Annotated in this window: 14 protein-coding genes; 10 read left to right on the top strand and 4 right to left on the bottom strand. The window is 72.0% G+C overall.

Going from position 1 to position 13,253, the window contains the following annotated elements:
• Nucleotides 1–67: 67 nt before the first annotated feature.
• The 6 genes from ACLQ29_RS07475 (at nucleotide 68) to ACLQ29_RS07450 (ending at nucleotide 5,590) form a co-directional block, all read left to right on the top strand.
• Nucleotides 68–883, top strand: a complete 816-nt coding sequence (locus ACLQ29_RS07475) for a MaoC/PaaZ C-terminal domain-containing protein (RefSeq protein ID WP_425771238.1) — start codon at nucleotides 68–70, stop codon at nucleotides 881–883.
• Nucleotides 884–963: 80 nt separating this feature from the next.
• The gene (locus ACLQ29_RS07470) at nucleotides 964–1,716 is read left to right on the top strand and encodes an NUDIX hydrolase (RefSeq protein WP_425770914.1); all 753 of its coding nucleotides are present in this window, start codon (nucleotides 964–966) and stop codon (nucleotides 1,714–1,716) included.
• A complete protein-coding gene (locus ACLQ29_RS07465; protein WP_425770913.1) occupies nucleotides 1,713–2,681 on the top strand; it encodes a serine/threonine protein kinase in 969 nt (322 codons plus the stop codon). Before ACLQ29_RS07470 ends, ACLQ29_RS07465 begins: the two co-directional genes overlap by 4 nt.
• A 9-nt stretch (nucleotides 2,682–2,690) precedes the next feature.
• Complete coding sequence (locus tag ACLQ29_RS07460) at nucleotides 2,691–3,650, top strand: hypothetical protein (RefSeq protein ID WP_425770912.1); 960 nt, start codon at nucleotides 2,691–2,693, stop codon at nucleotides 3,648–3,650.
• Complete coding sequence (locus ACLQ29_RS07455; protein WP_425770911.1) at nucleotides 3,647–4,909, top strand: adenylosuccinate synthetase; 1,263 nt, start codon at nucleotides 3,647–3,649, stop codon at nucleotides 4,907–4,909. Before ACLQ29_RS07460 ends, ACLQ29_RS07455 begins: the two co-directional genes overlap by 4 nt.
• Before the next feature lie 63 nt (nucleotides 4,910–4,972).
• Nucleotides 4,973–5,590, top strand: coding sequence for a DedA family protein (locus ACLQ29_RS07450; protein ID WP_425770910.1), 618 nt, complete (start codon nucleotides 4,973–4,975; stop codon nucleotides 5,588–5,590).
• 16 nt (nucleotides 5,591–5,606) lie between these two features.
• Here ACLQ29_RS07450 and ACLQ29_RS07445 read toward each other — a convergent pair whose 3' ends face one another.
• Nucleotides 5,607–6,248: a response regulator gene (locus ACLQ29_RS07445; RefSeq protein ID WP_425770909.1), complete on the bottom strand. Its 642-nt coding sequence runs from the start codon at nucleotides 6,246–6,248 to the stop codon at nucleotides 5,607–5,609.
• Nucleotides 6,245–7,384, bottom strand: a complete 1,140-nt coding sequence (locus ACLQ29_RS07440; protein ID WP_425770908.1) for a sensor histidine kinase — start codon at nucleotides 7,382–7,384, stop codon at nucleotides 6,245–6,247. The genes ACLQ29_RS07445 and ACLQ29_RS07440 overlap by 4 nt, the downstream gene beginning before the upstream one ends.
• A 170-nt stretch (nucleotides 7,385–7,554) precedes the next feature.
• Between ACLQ29_RS07440 and ACLQ29_RS07435 the strand changes: the two genes are divergently transcribed.
• Nucleotides 7,555–8,199: a DedA family protein gene (locus ACLQ29_RS07435; RefSeq protein ID WP_425770907.1), complete on the top strand. Its 645-nt coding sequence runs from the start codon at nucleotides 7,555–7,557 to the stop codon at nucleotides 8,197–8,199.
• Between the two features lie 64 nt (nucleotides 8,200–8,263).
• Here the strand turns inward: ACLQ29_RS07435 and ACLQ29_RS07430 are convergent, their stop codons facing one another.
• The gene (locus ACLQ29_RS07430; protein WP_393365341.1) at nucleotides 8,264–8,902 is read right to left on the bottom strand and encodes a TetR/AcrR family transcriptional regulator; all 639 of its coding nucleotides are present in this window, start codon (nucleotides 8,900–8,902) and stop codon (nucleotides 8,264–8,266) included.
• 68 nt (nucleotides 8,903–8,970) lie between these two features.
• Between ACLQ29_RS07430 and ACLQ29_RS07425 the strand changes: the two genes are divergently transcribed.
• Both ACLQ29_RS07425 and ACLQ29_RS07420 read left to right on the top strand, forming a co-directional pair.
• Nucleotides 8,971–9,423 carry an SCP2 sterol-binding domain-containing protein gene (locus tag ACLQ29_RS07425; RefSeq protein ID WP_393365339.1) on the top strand — a complete coding sequence of 151 codons (453 nt, stop codon included), beginning with the start codon at nucleotides 8,971–8,973 and terminating at the stop codon, nucleotides 9,421–9,423.
• Nucleotide 9,424: 1 nt separating this feature from the next.
• Nucleotides 9,425–10,639, top strand: coding sequence for an acyl-CoA dehydrogenase family protein (locus ACLQ29_RS07420; protein ID WP_425770906.1), 1,215 nt, complete (start codon nucleotides 9,425–9,427; stop codon nucleotides 10,637–10,639).
• A 158-nt stretch (nucleotides 10,640–10,797) separates the two neighbouring features.
• Here ACLQ29_RS07420 and ACLQ29_RS07415 read toward each other — a convergent pair whose 3' ends face one another.
• Nucleotides 10,798–11,235 (bottom strand): peptidase inhibitor family I36 protein, encoded by a 438-nt coding sequence (locus ACLQ29_RS07415; protein ID WP_425770905.1) that lies wholly within the window; start codon nucleotides 11,233–11,235, stop codon nucleotides 10,798–10,800.
• 430 nt (nucleotides 11,236–11,665) lie between these two features.
• On the opposite strand from ACLQ29_RS07415, the gene ACLQ29_RS07410 reads away from it, so the two are divergent.
• Entirely contained in the window at nucleotides 11,666–13,228 is a 1,563-nt protein-coding gene (locus ACLQ29_RS07410) for an AMP-binding protein (RefSeq protein ID WP_425770904.1), read from the top strand.
• Nucleotides 13,229–13,253 lie beyond the last annotated feature (25 nt).

Raw genomic sequence — 13,253 nt, 5'->3', positions numbered from 1 at the left:
GGCGGAGACGCGGGCCAGGGCGTTCCAGTCGGAGTCCGGTGGCCGGACCCGGATCGAGTTGGCTCGGATGCCGGCGTCCGGGGCGCTGCACCGGCGGGCGGTGCTCGGCGCGCTGCCGGGTCTCGCCGGCGGGCGGCGTGGCTCCGGCCTGCCGTCGGCCGAGTTGGCCGTGGGCGGGGTGCGGGTGGACCGGGCGCACCTGGCCGCGTACGACCGGGTCTGCGGTTTTCGGCTCAGCGATCGGCTGCCCGCGACGTTTCCGCACGTCCTGGGCTTCCCGCTGGCCCTGCGGCTGATGACCGAGCCGGCATTTCCCATCCCGGTGACGGGCTTGGTCCACGTCGGCAACCGGATCACCATGCACCGCCCGATCGGCGCCGACGAGGCCCTCGACTTCACGACGTACGCGGAGAACCTGCGCCCGCACGACCGGGGCCGGCAGGTGGACGTGGTGCTTGTCGGCTCGGTCGACGGCGAGACGGTCTGGCGCGGCGTCTCGACGTACCTGGGTCGGGAGCGCAAGCCTGGCGGGGGCGAGCGGGGTGAACGCCCCACCGCACCGACCGCCACGGCCCGCTGGCGGGTCGAACCTCGCGTCGGTACGACGTACGCGCGGGTCTCCGGGGATCACAACCCGATCCACACCTCGCTGCTCGGTGCGCGGCTGTTCGGCTTCCGTCGACCGATCGCGCACGGCATGTGGAGCAAGGCCCGCTGCCTGGCCGCCATGGAGAACCGCTTGCCGGAGGCCCACACCGTCGCGGTCGCCTTCAAGGCGCCCGTGTCGCTGCCGAGCACCGTGGACTTCACCCTGCTGCCGGACGGCGGGTTCGCCCTGCACGACTCGCGCGGGCGTCCGCACCTGGCGGGTTTCGTGCGCTGACGAGTTTCCGGCTTGGCAGGAGCGTCCTCGTGCGTTAGGTTGTTCTCAGAGAGAGATGTTCTCAAGCTGAGAGAGACGCGATGAACGAGCAGGAGTTCCTGGAGGCGTACGACCCACGGGCCTACCCGTCGGTCGCGGTGACCGTCGACGTGGTGGCGCTGACCATCCGCGACGGCGCACTGCACCTGCTGCTGATCCAGCGCGGGCAGCCGCCCTTCGCGGGGCACTGGGCGCTGCCCGGCGGCTTCGTCCAACCCGACGAGGACCTGATCGCCGGCGCCCGCCGGGAGCTGGCCGAGGAGACCGGGCTCGGCGGCGAACGATTGCGCCGCGTACACCTGGAGCAGTTGGGCAGCTATGGCACCCCCGAGCGCGACCCGCGGATGCGCGTCGTCTCGATCGCCCACCTCGCGTTCGCCCCCGACCTGCCGGACCCGGCCGCCGGCACCGACGCCGACGCGGCGATCTGGCTGCCGGTCACCGCGCTGACCAGCCGGCAGCTCGCCTTCGACCACGGCCGGATCATCGACGACGGGCTGGAGCGGGCCCGGTCCAAGCTGGAATACACCCCACTCTCCACGCGCTTCCTCGACGCCGAGTTCACGATCAGCGAGCTGCGCACCGTCTACGAGACGGTCTGGGGTCACCCACTGCACGCCGGCAACTTCCACCGCAAGGTGCTCTCCGTGCCCGGCTTCGTGGAGAGCACCGGCACCAGCACCGAACGCGGCGGCACCCGAGGTGGCCCCCGTGCCCGGCTCTACCGGGCCGGCGACGCCCGACTGCTGCACCCGGCGCTGCTGCGCCCCGCCCGCGAGGAGACGGTGCGATGAAAACCGCGGCGGCCATCCACCTGGTCACGGTGGCCCACAGCGACGCCGACCTGTTCGGCACGGACCAGCCGGCCCGGCGATACCGCGAGCTGGTCGCGGCCCTGCACCCCGACCGCCTGCCGGCCGACCCGGCGGTACGCGCCGAAGCACTCGACGCGTACATCCACGTCACCACCAGGTGGCGGGCCCGGCAGGTCACCGTCCTCGGTGACTACCGACTCGGCACCCCGGCCCACTCGGGTGACCTCGCCGACCTCTACGACGTCGGCGACGATCGACTGCTCAAGCTCCCCCGGCGGCCCGCCGACAACGACCTGATGGCCCGCGAGGCACACGCGCTGCGCACCATCGCCGAGCGTGGCGACCCCCGCTACCTGCCGTACGTGCCCCGGCTCGTCGACGAATTCCCGCACCGGGACGCGGCGACAGGCGCCGAGCGGCGGATCAACGTGCTCGCCACCGCACCCGGGCTGCACGACCTCGACGAGGTGCGGCACGCGTACCCCGACGGGCTGGACGCCCGGGACGTGGCCTGGATCTGGCGGCGGCTGCTCGTGGTGCTCGGCCTGGCCCACCGGGCCGGCGTGGTGCACGGCGCGGTCCTGCCCCGACACGTGCTGATCGAGCCGAACGCCCACGGCGTGGTGCTGATCGACTGGTGCTTCTCCGCACCCGTCGGGGGCACGATCCCGGCGCTCGTGCCCGGCCACGGCTGGGACCCGGAGGAGGTCCTCAACAAGCGGCCCTGCGGTCCGGGCACCGACATCGCGATGGCCAGCCACTGCATGAGCTGGCTGATGGGGCCGCGCGCGCCCCGCGAGCTGCACACCTTCGCGCAGGGCTGCCGGCAACGATCCCTGGACGCCCGGCCCGCCGATGCCTGGCTCCTGCTCCGCGAACTCGACCAGGTGCTGGACCGGCTCTACGGGCCACGCACCTTCCGACCCTTCACCCTCACCCCCTAAGGAGCTGTCATGGGCAGTGGAATCTGGTCCACCGACGTGTACGACGCCGCCGACCGCTACCGGCGCTCCACCGGCCGCAGCGCGTTCTCCTACAGCGACAGCGGGGCGCGCACCGTGCACGCCGCGCTCGACCCCCGCGACGCGATGCGCGAGAGCCGCGACTCCGACGAGCACCCGCGCTCGACCCCCGTCGCGGTGCTCTTCGACGTGACCGGCTCGATGCGCAACGTGCCGCGCGTCCTGCAGACCAAACTGCCGCAACTGCTCGGCCTGCTGCAACGACAGGGGTACGCCAGCGACCCGCAGATCATGTTCGGCGCGATCGGCGACGCCACCTGCGATCGGGTGCCGCTGCAGGTCGGCCAGTTCGAGTCGGACAACCGGATGGACGACGACCTCGGCCGGATCGTCCTGGAGGGCGGTGGCGGCGGGCAGATGAGCGAGTCGTACGAGCTGGCCATGTACTTCATGGCCCGGCACACCGCCACCGACAACTGGGAGAAGCGCGGCCGGCGCGGCTACCTGTTCATCATCGGCGACGAGCTGGCGTACCAGCAGGTGAAGGCTCGTGAGGTGGCCCGCCTGATCGGCGACGACCTGGCCGAGGACGTGCCGCTGCGGCAGGTCGTCGACGAGGTGACCCGCCGCTGGGACACCTACTACCTGCTCCCCGCCGGCAGCCACTACGCCGGCAACGCCAAGGTGCTCGACTTCTGGCGGGACCTGCTCGGGCAGAACGCCGTCGTGCTCGACGACCTCGACGCGGTCTGCGAGACCATCGCGCTCACCATCGGCCTCGGCGAGCAGGCGATCGACCTGGACGAGGGCCTGCGCCACCTGGACCACGCCGGTTCCAGCGCCACCGGCACCGTCTCGAAGGCCCTGGCCCGCCTCGGCCGGGGACGGCGGGCCGAGGTGTCCACGCTGCCCACCTTCACCGACACCACCGGCGGGGTGACCCGGCTGTGAGGCACGTGGCGGTGGTCGACCTCGGCTACGGCGACGCCGGCAAGGGCACGGTGGTGGACTGGCTCTGCGCCACCCGAGACGTGCACACGGTGGTCCGCTTCAACGGGGGCGCGCAGGCGGCGCACAACGTCGTGCTGCGCGACGGGCGGCACCACACGTTCGCGCAGTTCGGGGCCGGCACGTTCCGCCCCGGGGTTCGTACGCACCTGTCGCGGCACGTGGTGGTGGACCCGCTGGCGCTGGCCGCCGAGGCCGACCATCTCGCCACTGTCGGGGTGACCGACGCGCTCGACCGGCTGACCGTCGACTCCGACGCGCTGCTCGCCACCCCGTACCACCGGGCCGCCAACCGGGCCCGGGAGATCGCCCGGGGAGCCGACCGGCACGGCTCCTGCGGGCTCGGGGTGGGCGAGGCCGTCGCGTACGGTCTCGCCCACCCGGACGACGCGCCCCGGGTCGGCGACTGCCACCGTCCGGCGTTGCTGCGCCGCCGGCTGACCGCCCTGCGGGACCGGCTGACCGCCGAACTGGGCCCACTGGAGGCGCCACCTGTCGAGGACTGCCTGCCCGCGTTCACCGGGTTCGCCGGGCGGGTCGCGATCGTCGACGAGAGCTGGCTGGCCGGGGCGCTGCGCGCCGGGACCTGCGTCTTCGAGGGCGCGCAGGGCGTGCTGCTCGACGAGTGGCACGGCTTCCACCCGTACACCACGTGGAGCACCACCACCTTCGCCAACGTGGACGGCCTGCTCGCCGAGGCGGGGCAGTCCGGCGACGCGACCCGGATCGGGGTGCTCCGGATCGTCACCACCCGGCACGGAGCTGGTCCGCTGGTGACCGAGGACCTGAGCCTGCCGTTCACCGACGCGCACAACGCCACGAACCCGTGGCAGGGCCGGTTCCGGTTCGGCCACTTCGACGCGGTCGCCCACCGGTACGCCCTCGCGGCGGCCGGCGGGGTCGACGGCCTGGCGCTGACCCACCTCGACCTGGCCGGCCCCGACCTGCGGATCTGCCGCCGCTACGACACCACCGACCGGCTCACCCCCGGCCCACCCGGTGACCTGGACCGGCAGGCCGCGCTCACCGCCAGCCTGTTGCGCTCCCGCCCGCACTACGACGACCCACCGGGCAACTGGGCCGAGGCGATAAGCACGGAGCTGGCCACCCCCGTGGTCCTGACCTCGCACGGCCCCACCGCCGACGACAAAACCCCCCACGGCTCCCTGCTAACCCCACCAGCCCTGGTCCACTCGGCCTAACCCGACCCTCCCTATACCGCCGCTTCGGCACCGGGACCGGTCGTGCCCGGCGAGCATGGGGGCATGGACTCCGCGCTCGACCTGCTCCGACAGCTCGTCACCTCACCATGGGTGTACCTGCTGATCTTCGGGCTGACCGCGGTCGACGCGTTCTTTCCCGCCGTACCCGGCGAGGCGGCCGTCATCACCGCCGCCGTGCTCTCCACCGGCGGAAATCCCAACCTGGCGGGGGTGATCGCCGCCGCCGCGGTGGGCGCCTGCGCCGGCGACCACATCTCCTACGCCATCGGGCGCGGCGGCGGCGCGAACCGGCTCGCCGGGTTTCCCGACGGCAGCCGACGGCGGGCCAGCTCCGAATGGGCCCGACGCGCGCTGGACCGGCGCGGCGGGCTGATCCTGACCACCTCCCGCTACCTGCCGGGGGGCCGGACGGCGGTCACCCTCACCATGGGCGCGGTCCGGTATCCCCGCCGGTCGTTCCTGCTCTACGACGCGATCGCGACGGTCACCTGGGCCCTGTACTGCGGGCTGCTCGGCTACTTCGGTGGGCTGGCCTTCGAGCGCCACCCCATCAAGGGCGTCCTCGCCGGGCTCGGCCTCTCGGTGCTCGTCACGCTGGGCATCGAGGGCATCCGCTGGACACGCCAACGGACGCGCCGCCGCGCCGGCACCCGCGACTGACCCGCCGCGGGCCAGCTCACAGCAGGTCCGCGTCGTACACCAGGATCGCGAGCTGCACCCGGTTGCCGGCCTGCAGCTTCGCCAGCGCGCGGCTGACGTGTGCCTTCACGGTGGCCTCGCTCATCGTCAACCGCCTGGCGATCTCCGCGTTGCCGTGCCCGCGGGCCACCTCCCGGACGACCGCCAACTCCCGCGTGGTCAGCGGTGCCAGCCGCTGTCGAGCCGCCTCCCGGCGGGCCGGGCCACGCTCGGCGAACGAGCTGATCAGGCGCCGGGTGACAGTCGGGGCGAGCATCGCGTTCCCGGCGGCCACCGTGCGGACGGCGGCTGCCAGGTCCCGGGGCGGGGTGTCCTTGAGCAGGAAGCCGACCGCCCCGGCCCGCAGCGCCCGGTGCACGTACTCGTCGAGGTCGAAGGTGGTCAACATGATCACCTTGGATCCGGCGGCGACCACGTCGGGCGCTACGGTCAGCCCGTCGACTCCCGGCATCCGCACGTCGAGCAGCACCACGTCGGGACGCAACCGCTGGGCCTGCTCCAACGCTCCAACGCCGTCCGCCGCCTCACCCACCACCGTGATGTCCTCGGCCGCCTCCAGGATCAGCCGGAGGCCAGCGCGGAGCAGGTGCTCGTCGTCGACAACCACCACCCGGATCACGGTGCACCCGCCAGCGGAATCAGGGCGCGAACCAGGAAGCCGCCGTCCACGGGCGTCGCCTCCAGCCGCCCGCCAAGCAACTCCACCCGCTCGCACAACCCGAGCAACCCCTGTCCGGCACCGGGCAGGGACCGGCCGCCCCCGGACGGACCGTTACGGACCCGCACCTCCAGCCCGTCGGGCAGGTAACGCAGGCACACGGTCGTCTCCGCGTCGGCGGCGTGCTTACGCACGTTCGTCAGCGACTCCCGGACCACCCGGTACGCGGTGCGCCCCACCGTCGCCGGTAGCGCCGTCGGAACTCCCTCGTCCCGCCGGTGCACCCGCAGCCCGGCGACCCGGGACTCCTCGATCAGTTCGTCCAACGCGTCGAGCCCTCGCTCCGGCAGCACTGTCGGACCGGCCTGCCGCAGCACGCCCAGCACCTCGCGCAGGTCGGTGAGGGCCTCCCGCCCGGTTGTCCGGATCAACGCGGCGGCCTCGACTGTCGCCGGGTCGGCCGCGGTCACCTCCAGCGCCCCGGCGTGCACCACCATCAGCGAGACCCGGTGGGCGACCACGTCGTGCATCTCGCGGGCGATCCGGGTCCGCTCCTCGGCGCGGACCCGGTCGGCGCGGGCCTCCTGTTCACGTTCCAACCGCTCGGCCCGGTCCCGCAGGGCGGCGAGCGTGTCCCGGCGTGCCCGCACCCAGAGACCGAACACCAACGGAAGCCCGACCAGGCCGGCGGCAAGCAGCACGACGTTGCCGGTGGTGGCGGTGGTGATCCGGCGTACACCGCCCACCGCCAACCCGACGAGCACCCCGCCGGCCAGCACCACCGCCGCACCGGCGAGATAGCCGGCGAGCCGGCGGCCCCGCAACCGCAACCCCGCCTGGTACGAGGCGACCACTCCGGCGGCCGCGGCGGCGAGCACCAACCAGCCGACCGCCGCGGCCAGGAACAACGGCCAGCGACGGGTCCGGACCGTGCTGGCGGCCCAACCCGAGCCCACGGCGAGCGTCAGCACGGCCGCGCCCGGCAGCGGCGAGCGGACTCCCAGGTCACCTGTCGCGCTGGCCAAGACGGCCGTGGCGACCAGGACGGCGAGCAGCAGCGGGGCGTACCGCTGGACGGCGACTGTGCGGGGGCCCACGCTGGGAGCGTAGGGCGTCGTCGGCAGCTCTGGCCGCCCCCGCGCGTCGGATGCGGGTGCGGTGGGGGACAACCCCTACCCGTCGTACGGGACGATCCAGACCTAAGTAGTGGCGTCCGGCTGACCACTGGCCGATGGCGGGAGCCGCCACCCGCACCAGCATCGGGGGCATGGATCTGCTCGACCTGCTGCACGAGACGATGTCCTCGCCCTGGGTGTACCTGGCGATCTTCGCGATCGCGGTGCTCGACGGCTTCTTTCCGGTGGTGCCGAGCGAGACGGCGGTGATCACCGCCGGGGTGTTCGCGGCCTCCGGTGCGCCGTACCTCCCCGCGGTGATCCTGATGGCCGCGGCCGGGGCCCTGATCGGCGACCACATCTCGTACGCCATCGGGCGGGGTGGTGGCACGCGACTGCTCGACCGGCTTCCGCCCGAGGGTCGGCGCAGGCGCGCCATCGAGTGGGCGCGTCGGGGGATCGCCACCCGGGGAGGTCTCATCCTCACGGTCGCCCGCTACGTGCCGGGCGGCCGGACGGCGGTCACCCTCACCATGGGCGCGGTGCGCTACCCCCGGCGACGCTTCCTGGCCTTCGACGCGCTCGCCGCCGGCTCGTGGGGGCTCTACTCCGGGCTGGTGGGATACCTCGGCGGGATGGCCTTCGAGCAGGACCCGCTGCGTGGGCTCCTGCTCGGTCTGGGCCTCGCCCTGGGGGTGACGACGATCGTCGAGGTGGTCCGCTGGCTCGGCCGGCGTCGGCGACCCGCGCGGTCGGCGTCGGCGACCGCGCCGGCGAGCCGGGTGCCGGTGCCGTGACCCTGGACGGCCGGGTTGGTGCGCCGACCTCGATTGGCCGGGCGGTGCGCTGACCTCGGGGCGGTCAGTCGGCGGCCGGACGCCAGACGGCGCCGTGCAGGAGTTGGCCGGCGCCCAGCCAGGCCACGTTCATCATCCGGGTGGCGGTCTTCTCCGGATCGGCCTCCGGGTGGTCCGCGAGCCAGTCGGCAAGCGACTCGGTCGCGCCGACCAGGGCGTACGCGACGACCTCCAGGTCGACGGCGGTGATCTCGCGGCCCTCGGCGCGCAGGGCGTGGTCGAGCATCCCGGCGACGACCTCGACCAACCGGGCCCGCATGGTGGCCAGTTCGCCGGCGAACGGCTGCTCACCTCGCGCCTGCCGGTAGAGCACGGCCCAGCCGTCGCGGTACGCGCCCACGAAGCCGAAGAACGCCTTCAACCCTCGCCAGAGTCGAACGTCTGCCGGCAGGTCGGGGGCGGCGGCACCGGCGATGGCCTGCATCATCCGGGTGCCCTCCCGGTGCAGGCAGGCCACGAAGAGTTCCTCCTTGGTGCCGAGGTACGCGTACACCATGGGCTTGGAGATGCCGGCATCCTCGGCGATCTCGTCCATGCTGGCGGCGTGGTAGCCGCGCCGGGAGAAGACCTTGACGGCCGCGTCAAGCATCTGCTGCTCACGAACGGCACGTGGCAGGCGCTTGAAGGCGGGCGGCGTGGACACCTTGCGAGCATACCTACTCGTGCGTAGGGTTACGCACGAGTAGACATATCTTCCGGAAGGCGCACCTGATGACTGACTTCGACCCGGCCAACTTCGCCAACGTCGGCCCCAAGGAGTTCGCCCAGCTGGTCAAGTCCACCCCGGACGACAAGATCGCCCAGGTGATGTCCGGTGACCTGCGTGGCAAGGTCCTGGGCGAGGTGTTCGGCCGGATGCCGTCGCTGTTCCGCGCGGACCGGGCCGGCTCCACGAACGCGGTCATCCACTGGATCATCACCGGTCGGTCGGATGGCGGCAGCGACACCTACGAGGTGGCCATCGCCGACGGCAAGTGCGTGGTGAACGAGACCCCGCAGCACGACCCGAAGCTGAGCCTGACCATGGGCCCGGTCGAGTTCCTGAAGATCGTCTCCGGTGGCGCCAACCCGGTGATGATGTTCATGACCGGCAAGCTGAAGGCGAAGGGCGACCTCGGCCTCGCCGCCAACATCGCCAACCTGTTCGACATCCCCAAGGCCTGACATGGCCGATTTCTCGCTCGACCTGAACGAGGAACAGCGGGATCTCCGCGACTGGGTGCACGGCTTCGCGGCCGAGGTCGTGCGCCCGGCCGCCGCCGAGTGGGACGAGCGCGAGGAAACCCCGTGGCCGGTGATCCAGGAAGCCGCAAAGGTCGGCCTCTACGGCTTCGAGTTCCTCGCCACCTGCTGGGCCGACCCGACCGGGCTCTCGCTGCCGATCGCCAGCGAGGAACTCTTCTGGGGTGACGCCGGCATCGGCCTCTCCATCTTCGGCACCTCGCTCGCCGTCGCCGCCATCTACGGCGCGGGCACCCCGGACCAGCTGGTCGAGTGGGTGCCGCAGTGCTTCGGCGACGTCGACTCGCCCGCCGTCGCCGCGTTCTGCTCAAGCGAGCCGGAGGCCGGCTCCGACGTCGGCGCCATGCGCACCCGGGCCGTCTACGACGAGGCCACCGACGAGTGGGTGCTCAACGGGCAGAAGGCGTACGCCACGAACGGCGGGATCGCCGGAGTGCACGTGGTCACCGCCTCGGTCGACCCCTCGCTCGGCTCCCGGGGGCAGGCGGCGTTCGTCGTACCCCCCGGCACCCCCGGCCTGGCCGCGACCCGCAAGCTGCGCAAACTCGGCCTCCGCGCGTCCCACACCGCCGACGTCTTCCTCGACGGGGTACGCGTGCCCGGCCGCTGCCTGCTCGGCGGACGGGACGCCCTGCTGGCACGCCTCGACCGGGCCCGCGCCGGCCAGCGGGCCACCGGGCAGGCCGCGATGCGCACCTTCGAGCTGACCCGACCCACTGTCGGCGCGCAGGCGCTCGGCGTGGCGCGGGCCGCCTACGAGTACGCCCTGGACTACGCGAAGGACCGGGTCCAGTTCGGACGGCCGATCATCGAGAACCAGGCGGTGGCGTTCGCGCTCGCCGACATGCGGATGGAGATCGACGCGGCGCGGCTGCTGGTCTGGCGCGCGTCGTGGATGGGCCGCAACAACCGCCCGTTCACCGCGGGCGAGGGATCGATGTCCAAGCTCAAGGCCGGCGAGGTGGCGGTGTCGGTCACCGAGAAGGCGGTGCAACTGCTCGGCGGTGCGGGGTTCCTGCGGGACCACCCGGTCGAGCGCTGGTACCGCGACGCCAAGATCTACACCATCTTCGAGGGCACCTCCGAGATCCAGCGACTCGTCATCTCCCGCGCGATCTCCGGGATGCAGATCCGCTGACCGGCCCGCCCCTGGTCCGACCGTCGGTCGGGCGGCTCGCTGGGAAGCATCGCTGTTCCATAGGGGCCGCAGAGCGAGGGCCGCGTATTCCGGCCCTCGCTCTGCCACTTGGCCGCGACGATTAGGCGCGCCCGACATCCAGGCCCGACGCCGTGGGCCTAGAGGCACCACTCCGGCCCTGGCGTGCACCCCTCGTCGACGAACCGGGCGGACGAGGCGCTGTCATTCTTGACATCACCCCCGAAATTGGCCCACCCGTACGGCTTGACCCGTTGCCACCGCCCACCGTAGTTGTTGTGTTCGAAGACCCCGAGGTACTGGTTGGTGTTGTTGAATACGGAGGACGCCTGGTCATTGAGGTCCACACCGTTGTGGAACTTGTGATCAGAGAAGTTCGCGACACCGCCGCCACCCTGGACCAGACCCGCCAGCGTGGCCGGGCTCCCATGGCCGTTCTTATCCTGGAAGAAGCACACCTGCCTCGCCGGGCACGCGTAGTCCGCAGAGGCAGGCGAAGAAATCGCGAAGAGAGAGCCAGTCACGGCTACGACGATTCCTGCCCCGGCGGCAAGAGTACGATTTTTCAACAGGCTCACCGAACCTCCAAATTTTGGGAAGCGCCACCTGGGCGATGGAAACGAATACGACAGCGCTCAGCGTCGAACATTTCGCCTTTCCACCGCATGTCTTCGTTCACGAACATACGCGGCGGGTCTGTAGGAACAGTTTATTCTCACTGAATCGCCCCGGCTCGGCGCGACCGAGGCGATTACAGATTCGCCTATTTCCACCAGTTCTTGCATTGTTTGGTTAACGGCCAGGTAGGACCCGACTCGTGGCTACGCCGACCAGGGCGGCTTCGCAGGGCCGCAGGGCAGCGGATTCCACCTTCTGTGCCGTCTTCGTCACCCCGCGCGGACGTGAACTGGGCCTTCCGTCGCACCCAGTGCATGATCAAGGAAGACGCCCTGCTGGACGGGGAGAACCGCTGCCCCGTCCGCGCACCACCCCGAGGAGGTCTGCGGCATGGACCTGCCGTTCATCATTGCCACGCTGACCCGTCGTGGACTGCTCACCCCCGGCAGCCCTGTCCGGGTCGCCGCGCAGCTCAACGCGTTGCGGACGTGGGGATGGAGCCTGGGCGGCGAGTTGCGCCAGGCAGCCGCCCGGGACCCCGGCCGGCCGGCGGTCATCGACGAGAACGGCGTCGAGCTGACGTACCACGAGCTGCTCGACCGGGCCGAACGGATGGCCCGCTCGATGCGGGCGGGGCTCGGCATCCAGGCCGGCGACCGGATCGGTGTGCTCTGCCGCAACCACCACGGGCTGATCGAGACGATCGTCGCGGCCACCCTGCTCGGCGTCGACGCCGTGCTCGTCAACACCGGGCTCTCCGCCGCCCAGTTGGGCACCGTCGCCGAGGAGCAGCGGCTGCGGCTGCTGGTGCACGACGACGAGTTCGCCGACCGGGTCCTCGGCCTCCCGGCCGAGCTGCCACGCCTCGACGAACGGGCCCGCGAGGAGTTGGTCGCCGGGGCGCTGCCGGGTGACCTGCACCCGCCGGAACGGGACGGCCGGATCATCGTGCTCACCTCCGGCACCACAGGTGCGCCCAAGGGTGCCCGCCGACCCACGCCGAGCGGCTTCGGCCCGCTGGTGTCCATCATCGACCGCATCCCACTGCACGCCCGGGACCGGGTGATGATCGCGGCGCCGATCTTCCACACCTGGGGGTTCGCCGCCCTCCAGGTGTGTTTCGCGCTACGGGCCACCATCGTGCTGCACCGGCGCTTCGACCCGGTCGCCACACTCACCGCCCTGACCGAGCACCGGTGTGACGCGCTGTTCGCCGTGCCGGTGATGGTGCAGCGGCTCCTGGAGACCCCCGCGCCGGACCCCCGCCCCTCGCTCAAGGTCGTCGCGGTCAGCGGTTCCGCCCTGCCCGGCGGGCTCGCCCCCAGGTTCATGGACGTCTACGGCGACGTCCTGTACAACCTCTACGGCTCCACCGAGGTCTCCTGGGCCTCCCTCGCGGCTCCCCAGGATCTGCGTCAGGCACCCACCACGGCCGGCCGGCCACCCCACGGCACCCGGCTGGAACTGCTCGACGACAACGGGCAGCCGGTGCCGCCCGGCCAGGTCGGGCGGATCTTCGTCGGCAACGAGATGCTCTTCGAGGGCTACACCTCCGGTGCCAGCCGGGAGACCCACGACGGTCTGCTCGACACCGGTGACCTCGGCCGGCTCAACCCCGACGGGCTGCTCTTCGTCGACGGCCGGGCCGACGACATGATCGTCTCCGGTGGCGAGAACGTCTTCCCGTCCGAGGTGGAGGACCTGCTCGCCCAACTGCCCCAGGTGCGCGAGGCGGCCGTGATCGGCGTACCCGACGCCGAGTACGGCCAGCGACTGTCCGCGTTCCTCGCCCTGCACCCGGGCGAGACGCTCGACCCCGAGGCGGTACGCGAGTACGTCCGGCACTACCTGGCCCGATTCTCCGTCCCCCGGGACGTGATCCTCGTGAAATACCTGCCCCGAAACGCCACCGGCAAGGTGCTCAGCCGAGAGCTACGCCGCTACTACGGCTGACCGCCCCGGAACCGTCGGCGAAAAC

The organism is Micromonospora sp. DT228, from assembly GCF_049841595.1.
Classification (GTDB): domain Bacteria; phylum Actinomycetota; class Actinomycetes; order Mycobacteriales; family Micromonosporaceae; genus Micromonospora.
This window is presented reverse-complemented; position numbering and strand designations above follow the sequence as displayed.

What these genes read in the sequence shown, in the direction of transcription:
- ACLQ29_RS07475 (WP_425771238.1), top strand. Translation starts at nt 68, where the DNA reads ATGCCGGCGTCCGGGGCGCTGCACCGGCGGGCGGTGCTCGGCGCGCTG.
- ACLQ29_RS07470 (WP_425770914.1), top strand. Translation starts at nt 964, where the DNA reads ATGAACGAGCAGGAGTTCCTGGAGGCGTACGACCCACGGGCCTACCCG.
- ACLQ29_RS07465 (WP_425770913.1), top strand. Translation starts at nt 1,713, where the DNA reads ATGAAAACCGCGGCGGCCATCCACCTGGTCACGGTGGCCCACAGCGAC.
- ACLQ29_RS07460 (WP_425770912.1), top strand. Translation starts at nt 2,691, where the DNA reads ATGGGCAGTGGAATCTGGTCCACCGACGTGTACGACGCCGCCGACCGC.
- ACLQ29_RS07450 (WP_425770910.1), top strand. Translation starts at nt 4,973, where the DNA reads ATGGACTCCGCGCTCGACCTGCTCCGACAGCTCGTCACCTCACCATGG.
- ACLQ29_RS07435 (WP_425770907.1), top strand. Translation starts at nt 7,555, where the DNA reads ATGGATCTGCTCGACCTGCTGCACGAGACGATGTCCTCGCCCTGGGTG.
- ACLQ29_RS07425 (WP_393365339.1), top strand. Translation starts at nt 8,971, where the DNA reads ATGACTGACTTCGACCCGGCCAACTTCGCCAACGTCGGCCCCAAGGAG.
- ACLQ29_RS07420 (WP_425770906.1), top strand. Translation starts at nt 9,425, where the DNA reads ATGGCCGATTTCTCGCTCGACCTGAACGAGGAACAGCGGGATCTCCGC.
- ACLQ29_RS07410 (WP_425770904.1), top strand. Translation starts at nt 11,666, where the DNA reads ATGGACCTGCCGTTCATCATTGCCACGCTGACCCGTCGTGGACTGCTC.